This window comes from Streptomyces sp. NBC_01707 (assembly GCF_041438805.1).
Taxonomy (GTDB): Bacteria; Actinomycetota; Actinomycetes; order Streptomycetales; family Streptomycetaceae; genus Streptomyces.
The window spans coordinates 1,598,616-1,624,636 of sequence record NZ_CP109190.1 but is presented as its reverse complement, the minus strand read 5'-3'; the positions used below and the strand labels follow the sequence as shown (position 1 = coordinate 1,624,636).

The 26,021-nt window shown below is 68.3% G+C and carries 23 protein-coding genes; 13 read left to right on the top strand and 10 right to left on the bottom strand.

Annotated elements, in window-relative coordinates; translation table 11 throughout:
• Positions 1-195: 195 nt before the first annotated feature.
• Positions 196-513 carry a hypothetical protein gene (locus OG963_RS07480; RefSeq protein ID WP_319738151.1) on the top strand — a complete coding sequence of 106 codons (318 nt, stop codon included), beginning with the start codon at positions 196-198 and terminating at the stop codon, positions 511-513.
• Between the two features lie 39 nt (positions 514-552).
• Here the strand turns inward: OG963_RS07480 and kdpA (OG963_RS07475) are convergent, their stop codons facing one another.
• The 4 genes from kdpA (OG963_RS07475) to kdpF (OG963_RS07460) are packed head-to-tail and all read right to left on the bottom strand — an operon-like array spanning position 553 to position 5,352.
• On the bottom strand, positions 553-2,202 hold the full coding sequence (kdpA, locus tag OG963_RS07475) for a potassium-transporting ATPase subunit KdpA (RefSeq protein ID WP_371798678.1): 1,650 nt from the start codon (positions 2,200-2,202) through the stop codon (positions 553-555).
• 2 nt (positions 2,203-2,204) lie between these two features.
• On the bottom strand, positions 2,205-3,065 hold the full coding sequence (locus OG963_RS07470; RefSeq protein WP_093770227.1) for a potassium-transporting ATPase subunit C: 861 nt from the start codon (positions 3,063-3,065) through the stop codon (positions 2,205-2,207).
• Positions 3,066-3,067: 2 nt separating this feature from the next.
• Complete coding sequence (gene kdpB / locus OG963_RS07465; RefSeq protein WP_093770228.1) at positions 3,068-5,242, bottom strand: potassium-transporting ATPase subunit KdpB; 2,175 nt, start codon at positions 5,240-5,242, stop codon at positions 3,068-3,070.
• Positions 5,242-5,352 carry a K(+)-transporting ATPase subunit F gene (kdpF, locus tag OG963_RS07460; protein WP_093770229.1) on the bottom strand — a complete coding sequence of 37 codons (111 nt, stop codon included), beginning with the start codon at positions 5,350-5,352 and terminating at the stop codon, positions 5,242-5,244. Before kdpF (OG963_RS07460) ends, kdpB (OG963_RS07465) begins: the two co-directional genes overlap by 1 nt.
• Before the next feature lie 859 nt (positions 5,353-6,211).
• On the opposite strand from kdpF (OG963_RS07460), the gene kdpF (OG963_RS07455) reads away from it, so the two are divergent.
• The 6 genes from kdpF (OG963_RS07455) to OG963_RS07430 all read left to right on the top strand — a co-directional run bounded on the left by kdpF (OG963_RS07455) (position 6,212) and on the right by OG963_RS07430 (position 12,995).
• Complete coding sequence (gene kdpF / locus OG963_RS07455; protein ID WP_107055367.1) at positions 6,212-6,301, top strand: K(+)-transporting ATPase subunit F; 90 nt, start codon at positions 6,212-6,214, stop codon at positions 6,299-6,301.
• A gap of 11 nt (positions 6,302-6,312) precedes the next feature.
• The gene (kdpA, locus tag OG963_RS07450; protein WP_319326333.1) at positions 6,313-7,977 is read left to right on the top strand and encodes a potassium-transporting ATPase subunit KdpA; all 1,665 of its coding nucleotides are present in this window, start codon (positions 6,313-6,315) and stop codon (positions 7,975-7,977) included.
• Positions 7,977-10,106: a potassium-transporting ATPase subunit KdpB gene (kdpB, locus tag OG963_RS07445; RefSeq protein WP_093929157.1), complete on the top strand. Its 2,130-nt coding sequence runs from the start codon at positions 7,977-7,979 to the stop codon at positions 10,104-10,106. The genes kdpA (OG963_RS07450) and kdpB (OG963_RS07445) overlap by 1 nt, the downstream gene beginning before the upstream one ends.
• Positions 10,107-10,141: 35 nt before the next feature.
• Positions 10,142-10,771 carry a potassium-transporting ATPase subunit KdpC gene (gene kdpC / locus OG963_RS07440; protein WP_371798677.1) on the top strand — a complete coding sequence of 210 codons (630 nt, stop codon included), beginning with the start codon at positions 10,142-10,144 and terminating at the stop codon, positions 10,769-10,771.
• A 65-nt stretch (positions 10,772-10,836) separates the two neighbouring features.
• A complete protein-coding gene (locus OG963_RS07435; protein WP_093770244.1) occupies positions 10,837-11,262 on the top strand; it encodes a DUF3592 domain-containing protein in 426 nt (141 codons plus the stop codon).
• Between the two features lie 287 nt (positions 11,263-11,549).
• Complete coding sequence (locus OG963_RS07430) at positions 11,550-12,995, top strand: glyceraldehyde-3-phosphate dehydrogenase (protein ID WP_030924408.1); 1,446 nt, start codon at positions 11,550-11,552, stop codon at positions 12,993-12,995.
• Between the two features lie 225 nt (positions 12,996-13,220).
• On the opposite strand, the gene OG963_RS07425 is transcribed toward OG963_RS07430, so the two are convergent.
• Complete coding sequence (locus OG963_RS07425) at positions 13,221-14,075, bottom strand: alpha/beta fold hydrolase (protein ID WP_093770246.1); 855 nt, start codon at positions 14,073-14,075, stop codon at positions 13,221-13,223.
• A 77-nt stretch (positions 14,076-14,152) separates the two neighbouring features.
• On the opposite strand from OG963_RS07425, the gene OG963_RS07420 reads away from it, so the two are divergent.
• Together OG963_RS07420 and OG963_RS07415 are read left to right on the top strand one after the other, a co-directional pair.
• Positions 14,153-14,755 carry a sigma-70 family RNA polymerase sigma factor gene (locus OG963_RS07420; protein WP_371798676.1) on the top strand — a complete coding sequence of 201 codons (603 nt, stop codon included), beginning with the start codon at positions 14,153-14,155 and terminating at the stop codon, positions 14,753-14,755.
• A gap of 255 nt (positions 14,756-15,010) precedes the next feature.
• Positions 15,011-16,111 (top strand): M20 family metallopeptidase, encoded by a 1,101-nt coding sequence (locus tag OG963_RS07415; protein ID WP_371800274.1) that lies wholly within the window; start codon positions 15,011-15,013, stop codon positions 16,109-16,111.
• Here the strand turns inward: OG963_RS07415 and OG963_RS07410 are convergent.
• Positions 16,098-17,129, bottom strand: coding sequence for a zinc-dependent alcohol dehydrogenase family protein (locus OG963_RS07410; RefSeq protein WP_371798675.1), 1,032 nt, complete (start codon positions 17,127-17,129; stop codon positions 16,098-16,100). The genes OG963_RS07415 and OG963_RS07410 overlap by 14 nt on opposite strands.
• A gap of 209 nt (positions 17,130-17,338) precedes the next feature.
• Positions 17,339-18,157, bottom strand: a complete 819-nt coding sequence (locus tag OG963_RS07405; protein WP_371798674.1) for a nitroreductase — start codon at positions 18,155-18,157, stop codon at positions 17,339-17,341.
• Between the two features lie 457 nt (positions 18,158-18,614).
• Here OG963_RS07405 and OG963_RS07400 point away from each other — a divergent pair, with 457 nt between their 5' ends.
• Together OG963_RS07400 and OG963_RS07395 are read left to right on the top strand one after the other, a co-directional pair.
• Positions 18,615-19,037 carry a hypothetical protein gene (locus tag OG963_RS07400; protein WP_371126225.1) on the top strand — a complete coding sequence of 141 codons (423 nt, stop codon included), beginning with the start codon at positions 18,615-18,617 and terminating at the stop codon, positions 19,035-19,037.
• Positions 19,037-21,502 (top strand): glycoside hydrolase family 65 protein, encoded by a 2,466-nt coding sequence (locus OG963_RS07395; protein WP_371798673.1) that lies wholly within the window; start codon positions 19,037-19,039, stop codon positions 21,500-21,502. The genes OG963_RS07400 and OG963_RS07395 overlap by 1 nt, the downstream gene beginning before the upstream one ends.
• Positions 21,503-21,616: 114 nt before the next feature.
• Here the strand turns inward: OG963_RS07395 and OG963_RS07390 are convergent, their stop codons facing one another.
• Positions 21,617-22,699 (bottom strand): aldo/keto reductase, encoded by a 1,083-nt coding sequence (locus OG963_RS07390; RefSeq protein ID WP_093770256.1) that lies wholly within the window; start codon positions 22,697-22,699, stop codon positions 21,617-21,619.
• Positions 22,700-22,956: 257 nt separating this feature from the next.
• On the opposite strand from OG963_RS07390, the gene OG963_RS07385 reads away from it, so the two are divergent.
• The gene (locus tag OG963_RS07385; RefSeq protein WP_093929295.1) at positions 22,957-23,769 is read left to right on the top strand and encodes an AraC family transcriptional regulator; all 813 of its coding nucleotides are present in this window, start codon (positions 22,957-22,959) and stop codon (positions 23,767-23,769) included.
• A 155-nt stretch (positions 23,770-23,924) separates the two neighbouring features.
• The gene (locus OG963_RS07380; protein ID WP_256223304.1) at positions 23,925-24,056 is read left to right on the top strand and encodes a hypothetical protein; all 132 of its coding nucleotides are present in this window, start codon (positions 23,925-23,927) and stop codon (positions 24,054-24,056) included.
• A 24-nt stretch (positions 24,057-24,080) separates the two neighbouring features.
• Here OG963_RS07380 and OG963_RS07375 read toward each other — a convergent pair whose 3' ends face one another.
• Together OG963_RS07375 and OG963_RS07370 are read right to left on the bottom strand one after the other, a co-directional pair.
• Positions 24,081-24,257: a hypothetical protein gene (locus OG963_RS07375; RefSeq protein ID WP_176902022.1), complete on the bottom strand. Its 177-nt coding sequence runs from the start codon at positions 24,255-24,257 to the stop codon at positions 24,081-24,083.
• A 530-nt stretch (positions 24,258-24,787) separates the two neighbouring features.
• The gene (locus OG963_RS07370) at positions 24,788-25,822 is read right to left on the bottom strand and encodes an alpha/beta fold hydrolase (RefSeq protein WP_093770258.1); all 1,035 of its coding nucleotides are present in this window, start codon (positions 25,820-25,822) and stop codon (positions 24,788-24,790) included.
• Positions 25,823-26,021: the final 199 nt, after the last annotated feature.

Here is a 26,021-nt window from a genome sequence, read left to right as displayed (position 1 = left end):
CGGTCCGCGGTTCGGGTGAAGGGCGCGGCGGGCTCGACCGGCAGCAGAAGGACGAACAGCACGGGCGAGCAACGGATCGAGCTGCGCGGATCCCCTGCCCAGCGGCGGTGTCCCGCCGTACGACCGCGTGGCCCTGGCCGCACATGCGGCTTGGAGGATTACCCGCAAGGGAGTGTCAGCCTTGGCGCGTCCTTGATGCCTCGCTGCGAAGTCGTCGCGCTCGCGGTACACGGTGATCCCGCCAAGGTAGGTGCACTGGGGGCGAGTTGGGCCCGCTGGGATCCCGGTGCACGTCTGGATGTCATCGACGGTCCGCAGCGTTCGCTGGTGCGGCCCGTCGTCGACTACGTCCAGCGCGCGGCGGACGGAGGGCGGCAGGTCGCCGTCCTCATCCCCGAGTGGAGCCCCTCCACCATCGATACCAGATCCTGCAGAATCAGCGGGGGTCTGCCGCCGGCAGCTGCGCTGAGGGCCCGTACCGACGTCGTCGTTGTGTCGTGCCGTACCGGCTGAGTCTGTGAGGATCCGCAGGCTCAGCCGGTACCCGGGCCGTTACGACAGTCCGTCGGCGATGGTGCCCAGGGACAGCGCCGGAAGGTAGTTGAGCAACGCCAGGATGACGGCCGCCGCAGTGGCCAGGACGACGAAGTTGACTCCCTGGGCGCGCAGCGTGCCGGCTGTGACGACGCCCGGTTGCTGCTTGGCGAGACGTCCGGCCAGGGCCAGGACGCAGGCCATCGGGAGGTAGCGGCCGGCCAGCATCGCGAACACCATCAGCAGGTTGTGGAAGTCGGTTGCGCCGTTGAAGCCCGCCATCGAGCTGCCGTTGCTGTTGGTGTTGCTGGTGTAGGCGTAGATGAGCTCGGTCAGGCCGTGTGCTCCCGGATTGCCCATCGAGGTCCGGCCGTCGTCGAAGGCGAGTGCGATACCCGTGGACGCGAGGATCACCGTGGGCGGGATCAGCGCGTACACGACCACCCACCGCATCTCCCCGAAACCGATCCGTTTGCGCAGGTATTCGGGCGTGCGGCCGACCATCAGGCCGCCGATGAAGACGGCCACCAGAACCACCACGATCAGGCCGTAGAGCCCGCTGCCGGTGCCGCCGGGCGCGATCTCGCCTAGCATCATCGCGGACAGCAGCACCCCGCCGCCGAGGCTGGAGAAGCTGTCGTACGAGGAGTTGGCCGCGCCGTCCGCCGAAGCCGTGGCCCCTACGCCGAACAGTGTCGAGCCGGGGATGCCGAAGCGGGTCTCGGTGCCTTCGTACTGTCCGGCGACCGCCTGGGTGACGGTGCCGGTGTGGGCACTCTGCGCGAGCGTGCCCGCGGCGAGGAGCAGGCCGAGGAGGATCCCGACGACGGTGAGCAGGGTCCAGCTCTGCTTCAGACTGCCGATCATCCGGCCGAACATGCGGATGCAGGCCGTCGGGATGAGCAGCATCAGCACGATCTCGACGGCGTTGGTCCAGGCGCTCGGGTTCTCGAAGGGGTGGGCGCTGCTGGCGTTGAAGACACCGCCGCCGTCGCCGGAGAACAGCTTCAGCGGCTCCCAGGAGCCGACAGGTCCCTCGAGGATCGTCTGCTTGTCACCCGTGACCGTGGTGAAGGTGTGCCCGGCGCCGAGGCTCTGGACGACACCGCCGGCCATCAGGATCAGGCCGCCGACGACCGCGATCGGCACCAGGACGCGGAAGATCGTGCGCAGCAGGTCGACCCAGAAGTTGCCGAGGTCGTCCGTGGACCGTCGGGTCAGGCCCCGGACCAGGGCGAGGGCCACACAGATGCCGACCGCCGCCGACGCGAACGCCTGGACACCCAGGCCCGCCATGACGGCGAGATGCCCGGTGGTCGACTCGCCCGCGTAGTTCTGCCAACTGGTGTTCGTCGTGAAGGAGACGGCGGTGTGCAGTGCTAGCCGCCACGGCATGCCCTCGTGCCCCGTCGACCAGGGAAGCCTTCCCTGAAGGGTGAAGAGGGCGAAGAGCGCCGCGATGCTCATGACGGAGAAGGCGACCACGGCGGTGAGGTAGTGCCGCCAGGTCTGCTCCTTGTCCGGGTCGATTCCGCAGACGCGGTAGAGGGTTCTCTCCCCCCGCCAGTGCTTCCCGCCGTCGAGGACGCGGGCCATGTGGTCGCCGAGCGGGACGTGCAGCCCCACGACCACGGCGAGGACGAGCGATGCCTGGATCCAGGCCGCCATGATCAGGCTCCCTGCTTCGGATACGTACGGTCGAGGGCGATGTTGAGCTCGACGACATTGACGCCGCGCTCGCCGAGCACGCCGAGCGCGCGGCCGGTGGTGTGTTTTTCGATCAGCTTGCGTACGTCGGACACGCTCGCTCCGCGCTCACGAGCGATTCGCTGTGCCTGGAGCTTCGCGTACGCCGGGCTGATGTGCGGGTCGAGTCCGCTGCCGCTCGCGGTGACCGCGTCGGGGGGGACGACAGGGTCCGCCGGGGCGTTGCCGCGCACGGGGACGATCACGGCGTGGCTGTAGTCCGCGCCGGGTTTCGCGCATGTGACGCGAAGTCCCCTGTAGGAGGCGAGGAACGGCTTCGCCGGACAGGCCTGGTCGAGACTGACGGCCCGGGTGGCACGTCCGCTCGTACCGCCGTCGTAGAAGACGCCGAGGACCGCACCCACGCCGTCGTCCGTGCAGTACGGGCGCGAGCCGTCGACACCTTCGAGATCGCCGACCGCCTTGCTGCGCCCGCACACCAGGGTGAGCAGGCTCGGCCTGTCCTTGGTGTCGACGACGGACTCGGGGCCCTGGTTGCCGGCGCCGGACGCCGTGGCGTCGTATCCCGTACCGGCGTTGGAGGGCCGGGACTGGAAGTACTTCTTGACAGGGTTGCCCTTGGCGTCGGTGAACGTCTGGCCGATCAGCGAGGATCCGGCCGGTCTGCCGTCGGCGCCGATCACCTCCGACGTGCCGCCGAGGCCCGGGACCTGGGCTGCCGCCACCATGGCCAGCGGATAGGCCAGACCGGTCAGAAGAGTCAGCACGAGGACCACCCGCAGCGCTGCGACGTGCTGGGCTAGCCAGTGTGGGATGCGTGTCATGGTCAGATCCCCGGGATGAACTGGACGAGGGCGAAGTCGATGAACTTGATGGCCAGGAACGGGGCGATCACGCCGCCGAGTCCGTAGATCCACAGGTTGCGGGTGAGCAGGGTGGAGGCGGAGGAAGGCCGGTAGCGCACACCGCGCAGGGCGAGCGGGATCAGCGCCACGATGACCACCGCGTTGAAGACGACCGCCGAGAGGATCGCGGACAGTGGCGAGTGCAGATCCATGATGTTGAGCCGGTCGAGCCCCGGGTACACCGCCGCGAACATCGCCGGCAGGATCGCGAAGTACTTGGCGATGTCGTTGGCGATCGAAAACGTCGTCAACGCGCCCCGGGTGATCAGGAGTTGCTTGCCGATCTCGACGATCTCGATGATCTTCGTGGGGTCGGAGTCGAGGTCGACCATGTTGCCGGCCTCCTTGGCGGCCGACGTACCGGTGTTCATCGCCACGCCGACGTCCGCCTGCGCGAGTGCCGGGGCGTCGTTCGTACCGTCCCCCGTCATGGCGACGAGATGACCGCCGGCCTGCTCGCGCTTGATCAGCTCCAGCTTGTCCTCGGGAGTAGCCTCGGCCAGGAAGTCGTCGACACCCGCCTCCTCGGCGATCGCCCGGGCCGTCACCGGGTTGTCTCCGGTGATCATCACCGTACGGATGCCCATGCGGCGCAGCTCGTCGAAGCGTTCGCGCAGGCCCGGTTTGACGACGTCCTTGAGGTGGACGACGCCGAGTACCTCGGCGGTGCCGTCACTCCTCGACTCCGCCACGGCCAGCGGCGTACCGCCGGACGCGGAGACGTGATCCACGGTGGCGTCCAGCGCCAACGGTACCTCGCCGCCCTGCTCGCGCACCCATGCCGCGACCGATGCCGCGGCGCCCTTGCGCAGCCGCAGACCGCCGGGGAGGTCGACCCCGGACATACGTGTCGCGGCGGTGAACGGCACCCACTCGGCGCCGTTCGCGGTACGGGTGTCCTCGACGACCGAGCGGTGCTCGGTGCGGGCGTACTCGACGATCGACCGGCCCTCGGGCGTCTCGTCGGCCAGGCTGGAAAGGAGCGAGGCCTTCGCCAGCCGCTCCGTCGAGGCTGTCCCGACCGGCAGGAACGCGCTCGCCCGCCGGTTGCCGAAGGTGATCGTGCCGGTCTTGTCGAGCAGCAGGGTGTTGACGTCGCCCGCGGCTTCAACTGCCCGCCCGGACATGGCCAGTACGTTTCTCTGCACCAGCCGGTCCATGCCCGCGATGCCGATCGCCGAGAGCAGCGCGCCGATGGTCGTCGGAATCAGACAGACCAGGAGCGACACCAGCACGATGGCGGTCACGCCGTCCGAGGTCAGCGCCGCGGTGTCGTGCGCGGCGGCCATCGCGTCCTTGGAGAAGATCGCCATCGGCTGCAGGGTCACGACGGCGACCAGGAAGACGAAGGTCAGCATGACCAGCAGCAGGTTGAGCGCCAGCTCGTTGGGGGTCTTCTGCCGGTTGGCACCCTCCACCAGGGTGATCATCCGGTCCAGGAAGCTCTCTCCGGGCTCTTGGGTGATCCGTACGACCAGGTGGTCGGAGAGTACCCGGGTGCCTCCGGTGACGGCACTCCGATCGCCGCCGGACTCGCGGATGACCGGCGCGGATTCACCGGTTATGGCGGACTCGTCGACGCTGGCGGCGCCCTCGATGACGTCGCCGTCACCGGGGATCAGGTCCCCGGCCGGTACGGAGACGATGTCGCCGCGCCTGAGCTCGGAGGCGGCGACGGCCTCTTCGAGGCAGGAGTCCTCCGCCGCCCCGGGCTCCCAGCCCGCGAGCCGCCATGCGGTGGTCTGCTGCCGAGTCTTGCGCAGAGCGTCGGCCTGCGCCTTGCCGCGGCTCTCGGCCACGGCCTCGGCGAGATTGGCGAAGACCACCGTCAGCCACAGCCAGCCGGTGATCAGCCAGCCGAAGAGACCGGGGTGGACGACTGCCATGCCGGTGGTGAGCGCGGCACCGACCTCGGTGACGAACATGACCGGATTGCGGAACAGGGTCACCGGATTCAGCTTGCGGAGCGCCTGGGGGAGCGCGAGCCACAGCTGCTTGGGATCGAGCATTCCGGCACCGATCCGACGCGGCCGTTCTTGGCGCGGAGGTGGCACGTCCTGGACGGGGGCGGGTTCGAGCGTGGCGGGGGCGGACATCAGAACTTCTCCGGCTTGATCAGGGCGACGATCAGATAGGCGAGCAGTGCGACGGCCACGACCAGGCCGACGGCGTTCCCGACGGTCATCGAGACCTCGTCCTCACACATCGGGGTATGCGAATTGGGGTACTTGGGGATCTGTCGGGGCCATCAGTGGCGTGTGTCGAGCGGCGTCCGCCGAGAGGGGGTCTTCGGCGGACGCCGGGAGTGCGGGCCGGTGGCACAGGCCGATGTATCTCCTCGCAGAAGCGACTGGCGTCGCCCGGTCGGACCGGCCGGGCGTTCCACCGAAGCTATGCCCGCCCACCGGCGACGGGCCCCCGCACTGACGGATGCTTGACGCCGAGCCGCCACCCCGTAACGCGACGCTGACGGGCCACGGCGGTCCTGGTCGGCGTGGCGCCAGGACCTTCGGACGGAACCCACAGGGTCGGCCTCCACGGCAGGTGTCGCGGACCTGGGCGAGGTCGGCGACAAGGCCGACCGGCCACTCGCCCCGCAACAGGCTCTCGACACCCCTGCGGGGGCGATACAGCTGTGCCGTGGCCTGCCCGAGGGCTCCACGGAGCATCAGCTGCGCGACGCCACACGTTCTGGTGCACCGCACCACACGGTCGATCAGCAATGTGCCGGGCGGATTCGGATCGTCCCCTCGGTGATGCACCCGATTCCGAGTTCTGCGACCGGCGGCGGCGACATCCGGCCGCGCCGGGTGGATTCCGGCACCTCACCGTCATCCCATCGGCCCACAGAGCATCAAGGCATTCTCGAAGTCGACTGATATAGCGTCAGAAACGAATCAAACCTCGCATTCCACATCAACGCCATATCCCAGCCGGGCGGGCCGGACAGGTCTGCCCCCGATGACTCTGCGGGGTGCCTCGCGCATGTCGGACGTCGCGTACATCGGCCTCACGATCGTGGTGTTCGCCCTCGTCGGTCTGGCGGCCAAGGGGGTCGGACGCCTGTGAGTGTGGAGAACATCGTCGGCCTGATCGTTGCCGCGTGCCTCGTGGTCTACCTGGTCGTCTGCTTGATCTTCCCTGAGAAGTTCTAGGAGGCAGCCCGATGAACGACACCCTCGCGGGATGGCTCCAGGTACTCGCCCTGGTGGTCGCGCTGGGTCTCTCGTTCCGCCCGTTGGGCGGCTACATCGCCCGCGTCCTGACCACTGATCACCATTGGGCGGCTGAACGCCTGATCTACCGGGCCGGCGGAGTGAACGCCGACGCCGACCAGAAGTGGTCGGTGTACCTGCGCAGCATCCTTGCCTTCTCCGCGGTGTCGGTCCTGTTCCTGTACGCGTTCCTGCGCCTGCAGAACCATCTCCTGCTGTCCCTGGGAATGAAGCCCGTCAGCACGGACCAGTCGTTCAACACCGCGGCATCCTTCGTCACCAATACCAACTGGCAGTCTTACTCAGGCGAGTCGACGATGGGTCATCTGGTCCAGATGGCCGGGCTCGCGGTGCAGAACTTCGTCTCCGCGGCCGTGGGCATCGCGGTCGTCGCGGCGTTGATCCGGGGCTTCAGCAGGAAGATGACCGATCGCGTCGGGAATTTCTGGGTGGACCTGACACGAGTCGTGCTGCGCGTTCTGCTGCCCCTCGCCTTTGTCTTCGCGATCGTTCTGGTGGCCGCCGGTGCCGTTCAGAATTTCCATGGCGTCCACGACATCACCACCATCGCGGGCGAGCACCAGAGCATGACCGGCGGCCCCGTCGCCTCGCAGGAGTCCATCAAGGAACTGGGCACCAACGGCGGCGGGTTCTACAACGCGAACTCCGCGCACCCCTTCGAGAACCCCAACGCCTTCACCAACCTGATCGAGATCTACCTCATGCTGGTCATCGCGTTCTCGCTCCCGCGGACCTTCGGGGCGATGATGGGTGACAACCGCCAGGGTTACGCGATCGTCGCCGTGATGGCATCGATCTGGGTCGCATCGGTCGCCATCGTGACCGCCAACGAGTTGCACAGTGTAAGCAGCGCGGCCGGTCATGCGGCCGGCGGAATGATGGAGGGCAAGGAGACGCGGTTCGGGATCTGGGCCTCGGCTCTGTTCGCCGTGTCGACGACTCTCACGTCGTGCGGAGCGGTCAACTCCTTCCATGACTCGTACACGCCGGGCGGCGGCGGAATGACCGTCTTCAACATGATGCTGGGGGAGATCGCGCCCGGGGGTGCCGGCTCCGGGCTCTACGGGATCCTGATCCTCGCAATCGTCGCGGTGTTCGTCGCCGGACTGATGGTCGGCCGTACGCCCGAGTACCTGGGCAAGAAGCTTCGGGGCCGGGAGATGAAGTTCGCCTCGCTCTACATCCTGACCACACCGGCCCTCGTGCTGGTCGGTGCGGGGCTGGCGATGGCGTTCCCGGGGGAGAGGGCGGCGATGCTCAATTCCGGGCCGCACGGCTTCTCCGAGGTCCTGTACGCCTTCGCGTCGGCTGCGAACAACAACGGCTCGGCATTCGCAGGACTGAGTGTCAACACCGTCTGGTACAACACCGCACTCGGTGTGGTCATGCTCCTCGGCCGGTTCCTTCCGATGGTGTTCGTCCTGGCACTCGCCGGCTCGCTCGCCGGGCAGCAGCCCGTACCGGTCACCGCGGGCACCCTGCCCACTCACCGGCCGCAGTTCGTCGGGCTGTTGACCGGAGTGATCCTCATCGTTGTCGGTCTGACGTACTTCCCGGCGCTCGCGCTCGGCCCCCTCGCGGAGGGTCTGCACTGATGTCCACGACCGCCACGCCCGCTCCCACCCCGCCCAGCGCCGGGCGTCAGCAGCACCGGGTCTCGGGCGGGCTGCTCGATCCCAAGCAGCTACTGACGTCCTTCCCCGACGCCCTGCACAAGCTGGATCCGCGCTCGATGGTCCACAACCCCGTCATGTTCGTGGTGGAGGTCGGCGCGGTGCTGACCACGCTGTCGGCCATCAGGACGCCCAGCGTCTTCGCCTGGGTGATCACGGCGTGGCTCTGGCTGACGGCGGTCTTCGCCAATCTCGCCGAAGCAGTGGCCGAGGGACGCGGCAAGGCCCAGGCGGAGACCCTGCGCCACGCCAGGACGACGACGATGGCCCGACGTCTCGCCGGCTGGCGGCCGGGCGCGACCGACGCCGCGGAGGAGGAAGTCTCAGGTGTGGATCTGCGACTGGGCGATCACGTCGTCGTCGAGGCCGGGCAGATCATCCCCGGCGACGGCGATGTCGTCGAGGGCATCGCGAGCGTCGACGAATCGGCCATCACGGGTGAGTCGGCGCCGGTGATCCGCGAGTCGGGCGGCGACCGGTCGGCGGTCACGGGCGGCACCAAGGTGCTCTCGGACCGGATCGTCGTGAGGATCACCTCGAAGCCGGGGGAGACCTTCATCGACCGGATGATCGCACTCGTGGAGGGGGCCGCGCGGCAGAAGACGCCGAACGAGATCGCGCTCAACATCCTCCTGGCATCGCTCACCATCGTCTTCCTGATCGCGGTGGCGACGCTGCAGCCCTTCGCCCTCTTCGCAGGGGCCGAGCAGACCATCGTCATCCTCGCCGCCCTCGTAGTCGCCTTGATCCCCACGACCATCGGCGCGCTGCTGTCTGCGATCGGGATCGCGGGCATGGACCGGCTCGTGCAGCGCAATGTGCTGGCGATGTCCGGGCGTGCGGTGGAGGCCGCGGGTGACGTCAACACGCTGCTGCTCGACAAGACCGGCACCATCACCCTCGGCAACCGCCAGGCCGCCGAATTCCTGCCGGTGGACGGGGTGAGCGTCGAGGAACTCGCCGACGCCTCCCAGCTGTCGTCGATCGCCGACGAGACGCCCGAGGGCCGTTCGATCGTCGTCCTCGCCAAGCAGGAGTACGCGCTGCGCGGCCGTGGCGAAGGAGAGCTGGCCCAGGCACAGTTCGTACCCTTCACCGCTCAGAGCCGGATGAGCGGCGTGGACCTCAACGACCCTCAGGAGAACCGGTTCCTGCGCAAGGGAGCGGCGACGGCAGTGATGCGCTGGGTCCGCGAAAACGGCGGCCACCCCACGGCGGAGGTCGGCGGCATCGTCGACGGCATCTCTGCGAGCGGCGGCACCCCCTTGGTCGTCGGCGAGGTGATCCGGCACGGCGATGCGCCCGGCGCCCGCGTTCTCGGTGTCATCCACCTCAAGGACGTCGTCAAGGAAGGGATGCGGGAGCGGTTCGACGAGCTGCGCCGCATGGGCATCAAGACGGTCATGATCACGGGTGACAACCCGCTGACCGCGAAGGCCATCGCCGAGGAGGCAGGGGTGGACGACTTCCTCGCGGAGGCCACGCCCGAGGACAAGATGGCCCTGATCCGGCGTGAGCAGGCGGGCGGCAAGCTCGTCGCGATGACCGGTGACGGTACGAACGACGCGCCCGCGCTCGCTCAGGCGGACGTCGGCGTGGCGATGAACACGGGCACCTCGGCCGCCAAGGAGGCCGGGAACATGGTCGACCTGGACTCCAACCCGACGAAACTCATCGAGATCGTCGAGATCGGCAAGCAGCTCCTGATGACCCGTGGTGCGCTGACCACCTTCTCGATCGCCAACGACGTCGCGAAGTACTTCGCGATCATCCCGGCGATGTTCGCGGTGGTCTACCCGGGCCTGGACAAGCTGAACATCATGCGCCTGCACAGCCCGACCTCGGCGATCACCTCCGCGATCGTCTTCAACGCGCTGATCATCATCGCGCTGATCCCGCTCGCGCTGCGTGGCGTGCGCTACCGGCCGTCCTCCGCCGCGAAGCTGCTCAGCCGCAACATCTGGATGTACGGGCTCGGCGGCCTGGTACTGCCCTTCGTGGGCATCAAGCTGCTCGACCTCGTCATCCAGTTCATCCCCGGCCTGCGCTGACAGTCGGCCCGAAGAGAGAGGAAGGCGATCCCACGGTGCGCACCGATCTTCCCCGCGTACTGCAGCGCTATCTGAGCGCGTTGCGGATGCTGCTGGTTCTCACTGTGATCACCGGCATCGGCTATCCGCTGCTCGTCACGGGCATCGCCCAGGCCGGCCTCCCGCACCAGGCCAACGGTTCCCTGCTGACGACTGACGGTACGCCGGTGGCCTCGAGGCTGATCGGCCAGAACTTCGCCCTGCCGAAGAAGAATCCCGGCGACGCGCTGGAGCCGCTGCGCCCTGACCCCAAGTGGTTCCAGCCGCGGCCGTCCGCGGGCGGCTACGACCCCATGAACTCCGGTGCCTCCAACCTGGGCCCGAACAACACCGACCTGATCAGGACCATCAGGATCCGCCGCGCCGCCGTCGCCGCCTTCGACGGGGTCCCGCCCGCATCGGTCCCCGCGGACGCCGTCACCGCCAGCGGTTCCGGGCTCGACCCGGCGATCTCCCCGGCCTACGCCTACGAACAGGTCGGCCGTGTCGCCAAGGCCCGTCACCTCGCCCCCGCCGAGGTCAAGGCGCTGGTCGCCCACCACGTCCAGGGACGTGTTCTCGGGTTTCTGGGTCAGAGAAGCGTCAACGTCGTGGAACTCAACCACGCGCTGGCCGCCCTGATGTGACCAGAATGTCGGGGTGCCTGTGCGAAGGCGGCCGGGCGAGGACACACATCGGAGTGAGGCGTGACATGGGCGTGGGGGCCGTGGCCGTGCCGGCAGGGATCGCCGCGTTCGGCGGCATGTTCGCCGTCCTTGTGGGGGCCTACGGCTTGCGCCAGGCACGCCGATTGAGCGAGACGGGTGTGCGTGTCCAGGCGCTCGTCAAGCGGCACCCGGCAGCGGTCCGTGAGGAGTCGGCCATGCTGCGCCCGCTGCTCCAGTTCGTGACGGAGGACGACAGGGTGATGGAAGTGGTCTGTCCCGTTCCCTCCACCCGGCGACAGCCGTTGAGCGACGGCGACAACGTACATGTCTCCTACGATCCGGCCGACCCGCGAATCGTCGTGGTCCACGGGCGGGAGCGCTTGGGTGCTGAACGCGCGTTCATGGCCGGGGGTGCCCTCGTCGTGCTGCTCTCGGTGACGCTGTTCGCTGTCGTGATCGCGGGTCGGTGACGGATCCGGAGCGCTTCTCGTCGCGGTTCGTGGACGGCGTCCAGGAGGAGGTGCGCCGAGCCCGTCGATGCGGACCACGTCGACGCCGAGACCGACGAGCATCACATGAGGGAGATTGCACTGGTCCAAATCGGCTTTAACGGAACATTTTTTCCCATGCGGCGACCCATTCCCGTCGCGGTGTGGCCATGGAGCCGATCGCGGGATGCGCTCAGGTGGCACCGTTTGAATGATCAAAAGAGCGGCGGGTTAGCATATGAGCACCGCCTAGCTCGAAAGATAAACCTGTGACTGTCAATGAGGACTCGTTCACCAGCTGGAAGAACCGCGAGAGGATCGCGGAGTCGATGATCCCGATCATCGGGAAGCTGCACCGGGAGCGGGACGTCACGATCCTGCTTCACAGCCGCTCCTTGGTGAACAAGTCAGTGGTCAGCATCCTCAAGACCCACCGATTCGCCCGGCAGATCGCCGGTGAGGAACTCTCGGTCACCGAGACGATGCCGTTCCTGCAGGCTCTCGCCTCGCTCGATCTCGGCCCTTCCCAGATCGACATCGGCATGCTCGCCGCGACGTACAAGACCGACGACCGCGGTCTCTCGGTGGAGGAGTTCACCGCCGGCGCCGTCGCCGGCGCCACCGGTGCCAACAAGATGGAGCGCAGCGAGCCGCGCGACGTCGTCCTCTACGGCTTCGGCCGCATCGGCCGCCTCGTCGCCCGCCTGCTCATCGAGAAGGCCGGCTCCGGCAACGGCCTGCGGCTGCGCGCCATCGTCGTCCGTCAGGGTGGTGACCAGGACATCGTCAAGCGCGCCTCCCTGCTGCGCCGCGACTCCATCCACGGCCAGTTCCAGGGCACGATCACCGTCGACGAGGCGAACAGCACGATCAGCGCCAACGGCAACGAGATCAAGGTGATCTACGCCAACGACCCCTCGGAGGTCGACTACACGGCGTACGGCATCAAGGACGCCATCCTCATCGACAACACCGGCAAGTGGCGCGACCGCGAAGGCCTGTCGAAGCACTTGCGCCCCGGTATCGACAAGGTCGTCCTGACCGCGCCCGGCAAGGGTGACGTCCCCAACATCGTGCACGGCGTCAATCACGACATGATCAAGCCGGACGAGCAGATCCTGTCCTGCGCGTCCTGCACCACCAACGCGATCGTGCCGCCTCTGAAGGCGATGGCGGACGAGTACGGCGTCCTGCGCGGCCACGTGGAGACCGTCCACTCGTTCACCAACGACCAGAACCTGCTGGACAACTACCACAGCGCCGACCGCCGTGGCCGCTCGGCGCCGCTCAACATGGTCATCACCGAGACCGGTGCGGCCTCCGCCGTCGCCAAGGCGCTGCCCGACCTCAAGGCACCGATCACCGGCAGCTCGATCCGTGTCCCGGTGCCTGACGTCTCGATCGCGATCCTCAGCCTGCGGCTCGGGCGTGAGACCACCCGCGAGGAGGTCCTCGACTACCTCCGCAACGTCTCGCTGACCTCGCCGCTCAAGCGCCAGATCGACTTCACCACCGCTCCCGACGCGGTCTCGAGCGACTTCATCGGCTCGCGCCACGCCTCGATCGTCGACGCCGGCGCCACCAAGGTCGACGGCGACAACGCGATCCTCTACCTCTGGTACGACAACGAGTTCGGCTACTCCTGCCAGGTCATCCGCGTCGTCCAGCACGTCTCCGGGGTGGAGTACCCGACCTACCCGGTTCCGGCGGTCTGATCCCGGCAGGTGGGGCGGCACCCGGCCCGATGTGCACCCGGTTGCTCTCCCACCGCCGGCTGAGCCGGTGTCGGTCCTCGCACACCGGCCGTCGTCGGCTTCCGGGGCCGCTACGGCTTCGAGTTCCGCTCCAAAGGGGCGCAGGCGCTGGCCTGCGCCCCTTTGCCGGACCTGGACGCCGCCGGAGAAGAAGTTGGCGAGGCGATGGCCTCGGCTCGGGGCGTCTCAGACTTCAGATGTGTGAGCAGATCCTCGCCCCAGGAATGTCGTAGTGGTCGCCACGAACCGGTCGGCGTCGTCGAGCCAGGGGTAGTGACCCGCCCCCGGCTGCACCACGAGCGTGGCGGCAGGGAACAGACCTGCGAACTCGGCCGCCGACTGAGGGGGGCTGTTCAAGTCGCACTCTCCGGCGAGCAGCAGGACGGGGGCCTCGAAGGAGGCGAGTGCCGCACGAGTGGACTCCGGACCGAAGGCGCCGTCAGCCGCGAAGAGAGCGACAGCTTCCTGGTTGCTCGGCCGGCCGGCTGCATGGTGCCTCTGTGCCGCGGCGTCCCAGCGACCGTAGAAGAAGGGGGCGATGGCCTCCGGGTCACTGCCCTCACCCGTGGTGATCGCCTCCAGGGCGGCGAACGCCGCCGGGAACCACGGCTCGTTTCTACGAAGCTGTGCGAGATCGCGTCGCGTCTCCCCGGTGATCGCTATGCCGACAGCTCTCGTGCTGGGGCCGATCAGGGCGAGCTTGCTGACGTTCTTCGGGTACCGAGCCGCGTATTGCGTCGCGATGTTCGTGCCCGCGGAGTGGCCGAGCAGGTCCATCCAGGGAAGTCCGAGGTGTTCGCGCAACGCCTCGACGTCGTCGACCAGACGATCGCAGCGGTAGGACGAGGTGTCCTCGGGACTCGCGGACCGGCCGGTGCCGCGCAGGTCCAGGACGATCAGCCGGTGGTGGGTGGAGAGGCCGCCGAGGTCGCCGAGGTAGCGGGAGTCCGCGGGGCCTCCCGGGAGGCACACGACCGGGTCGCCCTCCCCGATCATGCGGTAGGCGAGCCGGGTTCCGTCAGGTGCGGAGAAGGTAGGCATGACGGGAACCCTGCCATTCATAACCAGGTTGTACAACCCGGTTATGGCTGCGGGGTCCCCGGGTGTATAACCGAACCATGCCAGGCGAAGAGAGCGCGCGTCAGAACCCCGAGACGCTGACCGAGGAGCAGGCCGAGCGGATGCTCGCCGGCATGAACGAGGTCATCCGTGCGGGCGAGGAGATGCGGAAGCTGCGCACCGAAATGATCAAGCTGTTCGCCGGCTTCGGCTGGACCCAGGACAGGATTGCCCAACTCACCGACATGAGTCAGCCCGCCGTGTCCAAGCAGGTGACGAAGTACAGGACGGGCGACCCACTGCCCCCGACGAACCTCTCCCTCGACCAGCACGACGAGCACTGGCTCGAAGGACGCCTGTGGGGCCTCGCCGAGGAGATCTCCGAGACCTTCTACGAGACCGCCCGCTGTACGCGCTACGTCAACGCCATCACCCGGGGGAAGAAGCGCTTCACGCCCCAGAACGTCGACGAGTTGCGACGCCTCGTCGAAGAGGACCTGAGGCTTCATCAGGCAGAGATACCGGGCAGCTATCGGGACGCCTACGACCAGATCAGCCGCGGTCTCGACATCCCCACGAAGGCAGCCACCACCGCCTCGGCCTCTGTGCGTCGCGCCCTCGCTCATCAGATCCAGCGCGACCGCCTCAGGGGCGATGCCTGAGGCGATCGCGGACGGGTCAGAGGCATCGGCCGGGACGGGTGCCCGAGCTGAGGCTGGTGGAGGTTCAGTGGCCGGCGCACCACGGTGAACGTGTCGGCGAGCGCGATGAGCGCCGCGATGACACGGCCCTGCGGCCGGTGCAGACACGCTTCCGGCGACCACGGTCGTGCGAGGAGTCGGGGCGCTCGACAGCCCGGCGGGCGCGGGCTCGGCCCTGTTCCGGCGCGGCGTACCAAGTAGCCTTGCGACGTGACGATGCACAGGATTGTCGAAGTGAGTGTCGACGCGATGATCGAGGACCTCAGGAAACTCGTCGAAATCGAGTCTCCCTCGCGCGACCGCGACGCCCTGGCGGCATCGGCCAAGGTCGTCGCCGCCCTCATCGAGAGCCGCCTCGGTGGGCAGGCCGTCCTCGTCGAAAGTGAAGCCGGGCCGCACGTCCACTGGTCAGCCGGTGACGATCCCCAGGTGCTGATCCTCGGTCACCATGACACGGTGTTTCCGCTCGGCACCCTCGAACGTCGCCCGTTCACGGTCGAAGACGGACACGCAACCGGCCCCGGGGTCTTCGACATGCTCGGCGGGTTGGTCCAGGCCGTTCACGGTCTGGCGACGCTCGATGACCTGTCGGGCGTCGAGATCCTGGTGACGGCCGACGAAGAGGTCGGCTCCCGCTCCTCCCGAGCTCTCATCGAAGAACGGGCCCTCGCCTGCGGCGCGGTACTCGTGCTCGAGGGGGCCGCCGACGGCGGAGCCCTGAAGACCGCCCGTAAAGGCTGTGGCACCTTCCAGGTCTCCATCGCGGGCCGGGCGTCGCATGCGGGTCTTGAACCCGCAGCCGGGGTCAACGCCCTGATCGAAGCGGCGCACCAGGTGCTGGACATCGCGGCGCTCGGTCGACCCGATATCGGCACGACTGTCACCCCGACCGTCGCGTCGGCAGGAACACTGGACAACGTCGTTCCCGCGGAGGCGGCCGTCATCGTCGACGTCCGGGTCGAGTCGGCCGGCGAGAAGGACAGAATCGAGTCTGCGTTCGCGGCTCTGGCTCCGCATCTCGATGGGGCGGAGATCGTCGTCCAGGGAGCTGTCGGCCGCCCCCCGATGCCCGAGTCGGCGTCGGCCGAGCTCTTCGCGGTGGCCAAGCAGCTGCTTCCTGACCTCGAAGGCAAGGCGGTCGGCGGCGGAAGTGACGGCAACTTCACGGCCGCACTGGGGGTGCCGACTCTCGATGGCCTGGGAGCAGTCGGCGGCGGTGCCCACGCCGACCACGAGTACCTGGTGATCGAAGCCATGACCGAGCGGGCGAACCTTGTTGCCGCACTGGTGAACGCGATTCGGGTCAGGCGGCGGTGAGCACCGCGGCTCCGTTCACCCGGTCCGAGGCCAGGTCGACCAGTGCTTGATCGGCGCGGTCCAGGGGATACCGGCTCACGGTGACCTGGATGCCGATGCGTTCGGCGAGCTCGAGGAACTCGCGGCCGTCCTGGCGGGTGTTGGAGGTGACGCTGCGCAGATTCCGTTCCTGGAAGAGATGTCGCTGGTAGTTGAGCACGGGGATGTCGGAGAGATGGATGCCGGCGATCGCGAGCGTGCCCGACCGGTCCAGCGCCTCCAGAGCCACCGGAACCAGGTCACCTACCGGGGCGAACAGGATCGCCGAGTCCAGCGGCTCAGGTGGGCTCTCGTAGGCACCGCTGACCGATGAGGCGCCCAGGGACATGGCGAGTTCACGCGCCTGCGCGGAACGCGTCATCACATGCACGGTTGCGCCCTCGGACAGAGCCACCTGGGCGGCCAGATGGGCCGACGCGCCGAAGCCGTAGATTCCGAGTCGGCCGCCCGTCGGCAACGCGCTCCGCCGCAAGGACCGGTAGCCGATGATTCCGGCGCACAGGAGAGGAGCGAGCAAGGCCGCGTCCTGTGCCTCCGGGAGACGATAGGCGAAGGCCTCGGGAACGAGTACCAGGTCGGCGAATCCGCCGTCCGCGTCCCATCCCGTGTACGTGGAACCGGGGCAGAGATTCTCCTGTCCCGCTCTGCAGTACCGGCAGGTCCCGCAGGTACCGCGCAACCAGGCGCCGCCCGCCCGGTCGCCCACGCGGAACGTGCTGACCGCTTCGCCGACGGATGCCACACGGCCGACGATCTCGTGGCCGGGAATGGTGGACGGACGGTGAGGGGTGAGATCACCCTCCGCGAGGTGAAGGTCCGTGCGGCAGACACCGCACGCTTCCACCTCCAGCAGAAGTTCGTCCGGGCCGGGCGCGGCCACCGGGCGATGTGTCGGTACGAGGGGGCCGGTACGCATGGGCCCCGGTGTCCCGACGGCCCAGCCGCTGAGCATCTGTCTGGCGTGGTCGGATCGCCCCATGGCTCCAGCCTGCGGCTGTCGGCCGGGTCCGGCAAACCGGCCGTTGTCCCGCTCGAGTACAACACGGCTCGGCACTGGACGTAGGCGGCGACGGATCGGAGGGCAGCCTGTGGGCACCCGTCCGGCCGGTGTCCGGCGCAGCGCGGATGACCACCGCGCCCCGCTCGTCGTCTCTCGGCCCGCCTCGCGACGCTCGGTCCGGGACGGTTCTAGGGTTCGATCGTCAGAACCTGCGCCCAGGGGCGGCGCGGTGTGTGCGGCCCTGCCGGGCCGTAACCCATGCGGATGATCATCTGTGCGTGTCCCGTGCCGAAGACGGGGTCACGCAGGATCCACCGCAGGTCGGGCCCCTCGAGGGGCTGCGTCGCGAACGACGCGGATACCTCTTGGAGTGTGGCGGTGAGCAGGACACGTTCCGGGACCCCGTCGACGGGAGCCTCCGCTTGCGTGTCCCGGGTCCAGTGGTGCTGCTCCGCTTCCCGCGCCGGGTCCCCTCGGTCGTATCCCTCGGCGTCCCGGATCAGTTCCAGCACGGTCTCCAGATGCGTCGGGGTCGGGAACGAGAAGTCCGCTCCTTCGGCGCGGGCCGCGTCGGCGAGGAGCAGGCGGATGTCCTCAGGTATCGCCCGGGCGTCGAACGGGTACCGGCTGGTATGCCGGTCCCGGATCGCGCGGTGGAGCCCGACGAGCACGGCATCCCGGGGCTCTTGGGGGGAGTCGCTCAGCTGGTTGCTCGCCAGGAGCGCCTGGTCCGAAGGGACGGGCAGCAGCGCGGTCACCATGGAGAGGCCGTGGTGGGCTGCGGAGACCCGTAGGTTCAGGAGGGCCGCGCCACATCCCACGTGCAGCGCGCGGGTGGAGGGGTCGGCCTCCGGCATGGCCCGGTCGAAATCCGCCCGAAGAGCGAGAGTGCGGCTGGATCGTTTGTAGTCGAAGTGCCAAGGCTGGGCGTTGTGCATCGACGGCGCTGCGGTGGCATCGGAGACGAGGTCGACCAACATCGTGTCGTCGAGCGTCTGCGCGAGCATCGGGGGCCTCCCGGAGAGCAGGTAGCGGTTGACGCACCTTCAGGATGAAGTGGGCGTCCTCGCCGGAGGTATGGGCCGTTCGTCCCTGGGCCGGTCCGGACAGGACAGGCCTCTTCGGAGGGGCCCGTCCTGTCCGGGCCGGCCGGCACGAAGGTCCTGCGACGTGGACGTGTTTGCCCCCGCAGGATTGTCGCGGACGCGCCTGGGCACATACCCGGTGAGCGCCAGGAGGTGGTGGCAGTGAGCCGCATCAGAATCGTCCGCCGTCCACCGCCTGTCTCGGGGCCGCCGCCCCTCGACCTGCGAACCCCGTCCGGGCGCCCTCTGCCCTACTGAGAACCACGACGCGCCCGCGTCCTGGAACCGTGATGCCATGAATGAAGACCCTGACGAAGGGAAATCCCCATTCATGGCAGCCGTACCGTCCCCGGCACCGTGCCTGCGACCTTTGCGGGCCGTGGCCTTCGACACCGGCGGAGTGATCACCGACTCCGCCCGGAGTCGCGCGGCGGCGTGGGAGCAAGCGTCTGACGCCCGTCCGCCGGAGCGCGAGGCGCAGCGGCCCCGCCGTGCGTCGGCCCCGTCGACCACGGCCCCGAACTGCTCGATGAGTCCGGTCCGCGACGGGCTGGGCCTTCCGGGAAGGCCGGATCCCGCGCTCCTCGGGGAGGTGGCGCGGAGCCTCCATGTCCCGGTTCCGGAAACCGCGGTGGTGGAGGACTCCCTGGCGGGTGTCGAAGCCGGCCGGCACGGCGGATTCGGGCTCGTGGTCGCCGTGACCGGGACAGAGGGTCCCGGCGGCGCCGCGGACCGGGGACGCCGTGGCGCCGACGACGTGGTGTCGGATCCCGGCGAACTGCTGAGCGGCATGGACGACTGATGGCGGGGGCCTGGGAATGGTCGTACGAGGGGTACGAGCCGGATGAGGAGCGGCTGCGCGAGGCGCTGTGCACACTCGGCAACGGCTACTTCGCCACGCGTGGAGCCGCATCCGAGGCATCCACGAGCGGCTCTCACTACCCGGGCACCTACCTGGCGGGGTGCTACGACCGGCTGATCTCATCGGTCCAGGGCCGGACGGTGGAGAACGCCGACCTGGTCAACCTGCCGAACTGGCTGCCGCTGCGCTACCGTATCCGCCCTGCCGGCGCAGACCCCGGACCGTGGCTCTCACCGGACCACGGACAGCTCATGGAACACCGGCAGACTCTCGATCTGCGTCGCGGCACGCTGAACCGTCGGTCCGTCTACGTGGACGAGGCAGGCCGTCGCCTGGACGTCGAGCAGCGCCGTCTGGTGCACATGGGCACCCCGCATCTCGCCGCCCTGCACACGGTTTTCACCGCGGACGGCTGGACCGGCGCGATCGAGGTGGAGGCGGCGATCGACGGCGACATCCGGAACACCGGTGTCCCGCGGTACCGGGACCTCTCCGACCGTCATCTGACCGGCTGGTCGACCGGAACGGAACCGGACGATGTGGTGTGGCTGGGATGCCGCACCGTGGAGTCGGACATCGGCTTCGCGCTGGCCTCCCGCACCGTTGGCACGTCCGGCGGTCGTGGCCGGCACACGGATGAGTCCGGTCGGCATTCGCGTCCCCGGCGGGCGCCACGGCAGGTCTTCCAGACACTGGTGCTGTCGCTGGACCCGGAACGCGATGCCGTCGTGGACAAGACGGTCGCGCTGTACACCTCGCGTGACCCGGCGATCGGCAGCCCCCTGCGGGCTGCTGTGGCCGGCGTCCGGACGGCCCCGGATTTCGCGGAGCTGCTGGCCTCGCACTGTCGGGCGTGGGCCGGCCTGTGGCGGCGGGCCCGTATCGAGGTTCCGGGCGAAGTCGGCAGGATTCTGCGACTGCACCTCTTTCATGTGCTGCAGACGCTGTCTCCGCACACCGCCGAGCTCGACGTCGGTGTACCGGCGAGAGGGCTGCACGGTGAGGCGTACCGCGGCCACGTGTTCTGGGACGAGCTGTTCGTACTGAGGTTCCTGAGTCTGCATTTCCCGGAGGTGTGCCGGGGACTTCTGGACTACCGCCACCGGAGGTTGCCCGCGGCCTGCCGGGCGGCGCAACAGGCGGGGCGGGCAGGGGCCATGTTCCCCTGGCAGAGTGCCGACGACGGCCGGGAGGAGACGCAGGAACTCCATCTCAACCCGGCTTCGGGGCGTTGGCTGCCCGATCGCTCACGACTGCAGCACCACGTGGGTTCGGCCGTTGCCTACAACGTGTGGCAGTACTGTCAGGCCACCGCGGACACCGATTACCTGCATTCCAAGGGCGCGGAGATGCTGCTGCAGATCGCCCGGTTCTGGGCTGCCGGTGCCGAATGGGACGCGTCGCTGGCCCGGTACCGCATCCGTGGTGTGGTCGGCCCCGACGAGTACCACGACGCCTACCCCGGAGCCGGGAGTGCGGGCATCGATGACAACGCGTACACGAATGTGACGGCGGCCTGGGTGCTGGCGCGGGCCACGGAGCTGTACCGCGACCTGCCCGAGCCATGGCGCAGGACCCTGCTGGAGCGCTCGGGGCTCGACCCCGCAGAGCTGGAACGGTGGGAGGACATTTCCCGGCGGCTGTATGTGCCGTATCACCGTGGTGTCATCAGCCAGTTCGCCGGTTACGGCGAGCTCGACGAACTCGACTGGGCCGCATACCGGAAGCGCTATGGCGACATCCGGCGGCTCGACCGCATTCTTGAGGCGGAGGGCGACACGGTCAACCGCTACCAGGCATCCAAGCAGGCCGATGTGCTGATGCTCGGCTACCTCTTCTCACCCGGAGAGCTCGGCGGCCTGTTCCAGCGCCTCGGGCATGTTCTGGACGACGAGACCTGGCGGGCCACCGTCGACTACTACCTCGCGCGTACCAGCCACGGTTCCACCCTCAGCTCTCTGGTCCACGCCTGGGTGCTCGCACGGGTGCACCGCGAGGAGGCGTGGACCTACTGCGAAGAGGCCTTGACCGGTGATGTGGTCGACATCCAGGGCGGCACCACCGCCGAAGGCATCCACCTGGGGGCGATGGCCGGCACCCTCGATCTGGTGCAGCGTGGGATGACCGGGCTGGAGACCCGTGACGACGCACTGTGGCTCTCCCCGGCCCCGCTTCCCCAGCTGTCGAAATTCGGGGTACGCATCCGATTCCGCGGACACGGGGACGTGGACCTGGGGATACGGGCGCAGCGGCTCCGGATCGCGGTACCGCACTCGCACCACCCGGCCGTGCGGCTGGTCCTGGGTGGCCACACCCACCTGATCGCCCCCGGCACCGTGCGATGGCTCGATCTGCCGGCGGGCGGACGTCCCGACCGCCGGCACAGGAACGGCCGTCAGGGCTGAGACCGTCGGCGTCCACTACGTGGTCGACGTGGTTCGGTGGCGATCACGACGGTGTCGCGGACCGGGGGCGGGCCTTGCCGAGGACCGGTTCGTCGCCGTGTCCCGGGGGGGGGGTCAGTAGCGGGCGCTGCCGGCCTGCAGCAGCGGGGACACCGTTGACCGGCGGCCGTCCACGGTGGCTCCGCCGAACTGGATCATCGGCGCCAACGTCCTGTTGTTGTCGGCGGGGAAGTTCAGCGTGGGAGCGGACACGTCATCCAGCACACCGCGCTGGGCCTCGGTGAGGGTCACGTCCAGGGCCTGCAGGTTGGCCTCGAACTGGTCGATGCGGCGCGCGCCGACCAGGGTGGAGGTGATCCCGGGACGACCCTGCACCCAGGCCAGGGCCACTGCGGCGGGGCCGGCGCCCACCTCGCGGGCGACGGCGTCGAGCGCGTCGATCACGACATAGTCGGCCTCGCTCGGCGCACCGACCAGCTGTGTGCGCGTGGTGTCGACCGGGCCGGTGGTGGTGCTGGAGTACTTGCCGGACAGGAACCCGCTCTTCAACGGGCTCCATGGCATCACACCCATGCCCAGGGCCTGGGCCATGGGGATCAACTCCCCCTCCGAGGTGCGTTCGAGCAGGGAGTACTCCAACTGCAGAGCGATGATCGGGGCCCACCCGCGGAAACGCGCGATGGTTGCCGCCTCGGCGGCGGCCCACGCAGGCACGTCGGAGAATCCGACGTAGCGGACCTTGCCGTCGCGGATCAGGTCATCCAGCGCGCGGAGAGTCTCCTCGACCGGTGTGACCGGGTCGAAATTGTGCAACCAGTAGATGTCGACGAAGTCGGTCTGCAGACGCCGCAGCGAGTTCTCCAGCTGTTGCACGATCGCCTTCCGACCGGGTCCGCCGCCGTTGGGGTCGTTCTCGTACAGGTTGCCGAAGAACTTCGTGCCGATCACGACCCGGTCGCGCAGCGCGGACCGGCCCGCGAAGTAGTCGCCGATGATCTTCTCGGAGTGGCCGTTGGTGTAGATGTTGGCAGTGTCGATCGAGTTGCCGCCCCGGTCCAGATAGGCGGCCAGGATGTTCGCGGACTCCTGTGGGCTGCTGCCCCACCCGAGATCCTCACCGAAGGTCATCGTGCCCAGCGTGAAGGGGCTGACGCGCAGACCTGAGCGGCCGAGCGTGACGTAGGAATCGAGCGACATGGTGGAACTCCCAGACGGAACGAGGTTCGGGGACGCCGTGGAGGCCATCCCGGTGCCCCTCCATTCGACCCCGCGGCCTGGCGATCTCCTAGACCGATGCGCGCGGATCGTTGCACAATCCGCTCAACCTTGCCTGGATCATGTTGGCCTTGCGGGCAACCCCATGGTCCACTGGTGTGGTGCATCACCTGGACGAAATCCGAAACCGGATCGCGCGGCTCGCCGCGGGCGGCCCGCGCCCGGTGCGGGTCGAGGGAATGACGGTGTTCTCGACCGAGCACGTGACCGAACCGCTGGGCACGGTCACCGAACCCGTGATCGCTCTGGTGGCTCAGGGGGCGAAGCGCTCGATCCTCAACGACCGCGTCTTCGACTACCACGCGGGCCAGTACCTCGTCGCGACCGTCGACCTCCCCCTGACCTCGCAGATCACCGACGCCACGCCCGCCGAGCCGTTTCTCGCGTTCGGGCTTCCGTTGCAACCCTCGATCGTTGCGCAACTGCTGGTGGAAGCCGGCCCCGCGGCCGTCCCCACTCATGACGGACCGGGCATCGCGACCAGCGACGCCGACGACACGCTGCTCGATGCCGTCGTCCGGCTGCTGCGCCTGCTGGACGAGCCACGCGACATCCCGGTACTGGCGCCCGGCGTGCGACGCGAGATTCATTGGCGACTGCTCAACGGGCCCCAGGCGGCCCTGGTCAGACAGGTCGGCCTGGCCGACAGCCGTATGGCTCTCGTCGCCCGCGCGACCGAGTGGATCCAGGCTCATTACGACCAGGTGATTCGCGTCGACGACCTCGCCCGCGAGGTCGGCATGAGCGTCTCGTCGCTCAATCGGCACTTCCGTGCGGTGACCGCCATGAGTCCGCTGCAGTATCAAAAGCAACTCCGGCTCCAGAAGGCCCGCATTCAACTCATCGCAGCGTCGCACGACGTGGCCGCGATCGGACACGCCGTCGGCTACGACAGCCCGTCGCAGTTCAGTCGCGAGTACCGGCGCATGTTCGGAGCCCCGCCGGGTCAGGACGCGGCACGCCTCCAGAGCGCGGTGATCGTCCAGGAGTAGACACTCGGTCCCGCGGCCTCCCGCCGGCGGACCGCGCCTGTCAGCACACAGAGGACCGGCGGGTGCCACGCCCAGAGATGTGACAAGGCCCTACCGGTTGTCCCCGAAGCCCTTGGCCGGCGGCCGAGGCGGGGTGTGGACCGCGGGCCACACCCATGGCTTCGGACCTCCTGGGGGAGGCGGCGTTTCAGAAGAGTTGGACGAAGCAGCCGAAGGCGATGGTCACCGCACCCACGGCCACCGACACCCTCTTCAGCGGCATTGACATCTTCACGGGAATCCTTTGACGGACGGGCGGGGCGTTCTGCACGTCACAGACACATGCGCACGAGCCACTCGTCGTAGTTGTACGCATCCCTCGCCGGATCCAGGAATGTGGCCGCGTGCCCTTCGGTCGTGTCCTCCAGGCGGATGCGCTCCGGCAGTCTGCCGAACCGGGCATGACGGGCCGCTTCGGCGTCGCTCGGGATCTTCTCTGTTCGCGACATGGGTCGCCTCCTGCGCTGGTTGTGCTGGAGCCTGGGTCGTTACCGGTCGCCGGAGATACGGCACCGGCGAGGGTGGTGGCCCGTGTGATCACGTGCCAGGCACTCTGAGATGCATCACTGGTTAGAGTAGTGACGATATTTACACGCAAGTTCGTCACCCGTCAAGGTGGTGATGTGGGGCACGTCTTTCCTGCATCTACCGTTCACGGGGAGCGCGCTGGGAGTGGTGCGCCATGGATCCGCGCGACTACAAGATCAAGGTGGCGGCGTGCCGTGCCCGCACGCGTGCGGGCACGGCAGGCAACATCAGTCGCCACGCGTCCGTGACCGGGCCGGGTGGCGATCTCGATCCTGTCTCGTCGAGCCGCAGCAGTGGAGGCCGGGCGGTTGCAGGTCCGCCGGGCCGACAGCGGTGAGGCGTTCCGATCACGCCGGAGGTCGGCATCGGAGGTCGGTGACGTCGAGTGGCGCCGACGGCCGTCCACCGGGACATCCACTGGACGGCCGTGAGCAGACAGCGGGTCGGCCGGTCAAAAGCTGTCGACCTCGACCACCGCTTCGGCAAAGGCTTCAGGGGCCTCCTGCGGCAGGTTGTGGCCGATGCCCTTCAGAGTTCGGTGGGCGTACCTGCCCGTGAAGCGGCCGCGATAACTGGCGCCGTCTCCGGGCGGAGTGAACGGATCCAGCTCACCGTCAAGGGTGATCGTCGGGAGCGAGATGGCAGGGCTTCGGGCAAGTTGCTTCTCGAGCTGATCGAATTGTGGGTCGCCCGCGGCCAGGCCAAGTCGCCAGCGGTAGTTGTGAATCACGATGGGCACCCAGTCCGGATTGTCGAAGGCCGTCGCAGTGCGCTCGAACGTTGCGTCATCGAAATGCCATGTCGGGGAGACGTTCTTCCAGATGAGCTTCGCGAAAGCGTGCTTGTACCGCTCGAGGCCGAGCCTGCCCCTTTCCGTGGCGAAGTAGTACTGATACCACCACGCCCACTCGGCCTCCGGCGCCAGTGGCGCCTTGTTGCGTTCACGGTTGGTGATCAGATAGCCGGTCACCGAGACCAGCGCCTTGCATCGTGCCGGCCAGAGGGCCGCGATGATGTCGGCCGTCCGCGCGCCCCAGTCGAAACCGGCGAGGACAGCCTTCTCGATCTTCAGCGCGTCCATCAGCGCGATGATGTCGAGAGCGATCACCGACTGCTGGGCGTTCCGGAACGTCTTGCTCGAAAGGAAGCGCGTCGTGCCATGACCGCGCAGATACGGGACGACCACCCGGTAGCCCTTCGCGGCCAGCAACGGTGTCACGTCGACATAGCTGTGAATGTCGTAGGGCCAGCCGTGCAGAAGGACGACCACAGGGCCGTCGGCGGGGCCGGCCTCGGCGTATCCGATGTTCAGGACCCCGGCATCGACCTGCTTGAGTGTGCCGAAGGACGTGTTACCCCGCCGTCCCGCGGGGGGCATCGTGAGCCCTTCCCGGCCGGGTGCCGAGGCCGATGTCACCGGCAGCGCCGGTAACGATATTCCGACAGCCCCTGCCGTGAGAATTCTGGAAAACGTACGCCTGTCCATCGGGCTCACCTCTCTGCGAAGTCTCCACACGCTCATGCACGCCGGGCGAGCGGCCACATCGGACGTGGCGGATGAATCAGTTGGGAAACCGCGTGACGTCGGTGAGTCGGCGACACAGGGCGTCATCCGGTTCAATCACGGCATCATCTGCGGTTCATCGCCGGTGGCTGCGGCTCCCGGCCTGTGGAGATGGCTGATG

Coding starts and splice junctions, on each gene's coding strand:
- OG963_RS07385 (WP_093929295.1), top strand. CDS start 22,957: ATGACGGTGTTCTCGACCGAGCACGTGACCGAACCGCTGGGCACGGTC.
- kdpB (WP_093929157.1), top strand. CDS start 7,977: ATGTCCACGACCGCCACGCCCGCTCCCACCCCGCCCAGCGCCGGGCGT.
- OG963_RS07370 (WP_093770258.1), bottom strand. CDS start 25,822: ATGGACAGGCGTACGTTTTCCAGAATTCTCACGGCAGGGGCTGTCGGA.
- OG963_RS07420 (WP_371798676.1), top strand. CDS start 14,153: ATGCCAGGCGAAGAGAGCGCGCGTCAGAACCCCGAGACGCTGACCGAG.
- OG963_RS07375 (WP_176902022.1), bottom strand. CDS start 24,257: ATGTCGCGAACAGAGAAGATCCCGAGCGACGCCGAAGCGGCCCGTCAT.
- OG963_RS07380 (WP_256223304.1), top strand. CDS start 23,925: ATGGCTTCGGACCTCCTGGGGGAGGCGGCGTTTCAGAAGAGTTGGACG.
- OG963_RS07480 (WP_319738151.1), top strand. CDS start 196: ATGCCTCGCTGCGAAGTCGTCGCGCTCGCGGTACACGGTGATCCCGCC.
- kdpF (WP_093770229.1), bottom strand. CDS start 5,352: ATGTGTGAGGACGAGGTCTCGATGACCGTCGGGAACGCCGTCGGCCTG.
- OG963_RS07415 (WP_371800274.1), top strand. CDS start 15,011: ATGCACAGGATTGTCGAAGTGAGTGTCGACGCGATGATCGAGGACCTC.
- OG963_RS07405 (WP_371798674.1), bottom strand. CDS start 18,157: ATGCTCGCGCAGACGCTCGACGACACGATGTTGGTCGACCTCGTCTCC.
- OG963_RS07435 (WP_093770244.1), top strand. CDS start 10,837: ATGGGCGTGGGGGCCGTGGCCGTGCCGGCAGGGATCGCCGCGTTCGGC.
- OG963_RS07390 (WP_093770256.1), bottom strand. CDS start 22,699: ATGTCGCTCGATTCCTACGTCACGCTCGGCCGCTCAGGTCTGCGCGTC.
- kdpB (WP_093770228.1), bottom strand. CDS start 5,242: ATGTCCGCCCCCGCCACGCTCGAACCCGCCCCCGTCCAGGACGTGCCA.
- OG963_RS07425 (WP_093770246.1), bottom strand. CDS start 14,075: ATGCCTACCTTCTCCGCACCTGACGGAACCCGGCTCGCCTACCGCATG.
- OG963_RS07410 (WP_371798675.1), bottom strand. CDS start 17,129: ATGGGGCGATCCGACCACGCCAGACAGATGCTCAGCGGCTGGGCCGTC.
- kdpA (WP_319326333.1), top strand. CDS start 6,313: ATGAACGACACCCTCGCGGGATGGCTCCAGGTACTCGCCCTGGTGGTC.
- OG963_RS07395 (WP_371798673.1), top strand. CDS start 19,037: ATGGCGGGGGCCTGGGAATGGTCGTACGAGGGGTACGAGCCGGATGAG.
- kdpA (WP_371798678.1), bottom strand. CDS start 2,202: ATGGCGGCCTGGATCCAGGCATCGCTCGTCCTCGCCGTGGTCGTGGGG.
- OG963_RS07470 (WP_093770227.1), bottom strand. CDS start 3,065: ATGACACGCATCCCACACTGGCTAGCCCAGCACGTCGCAGCGCTGCGG.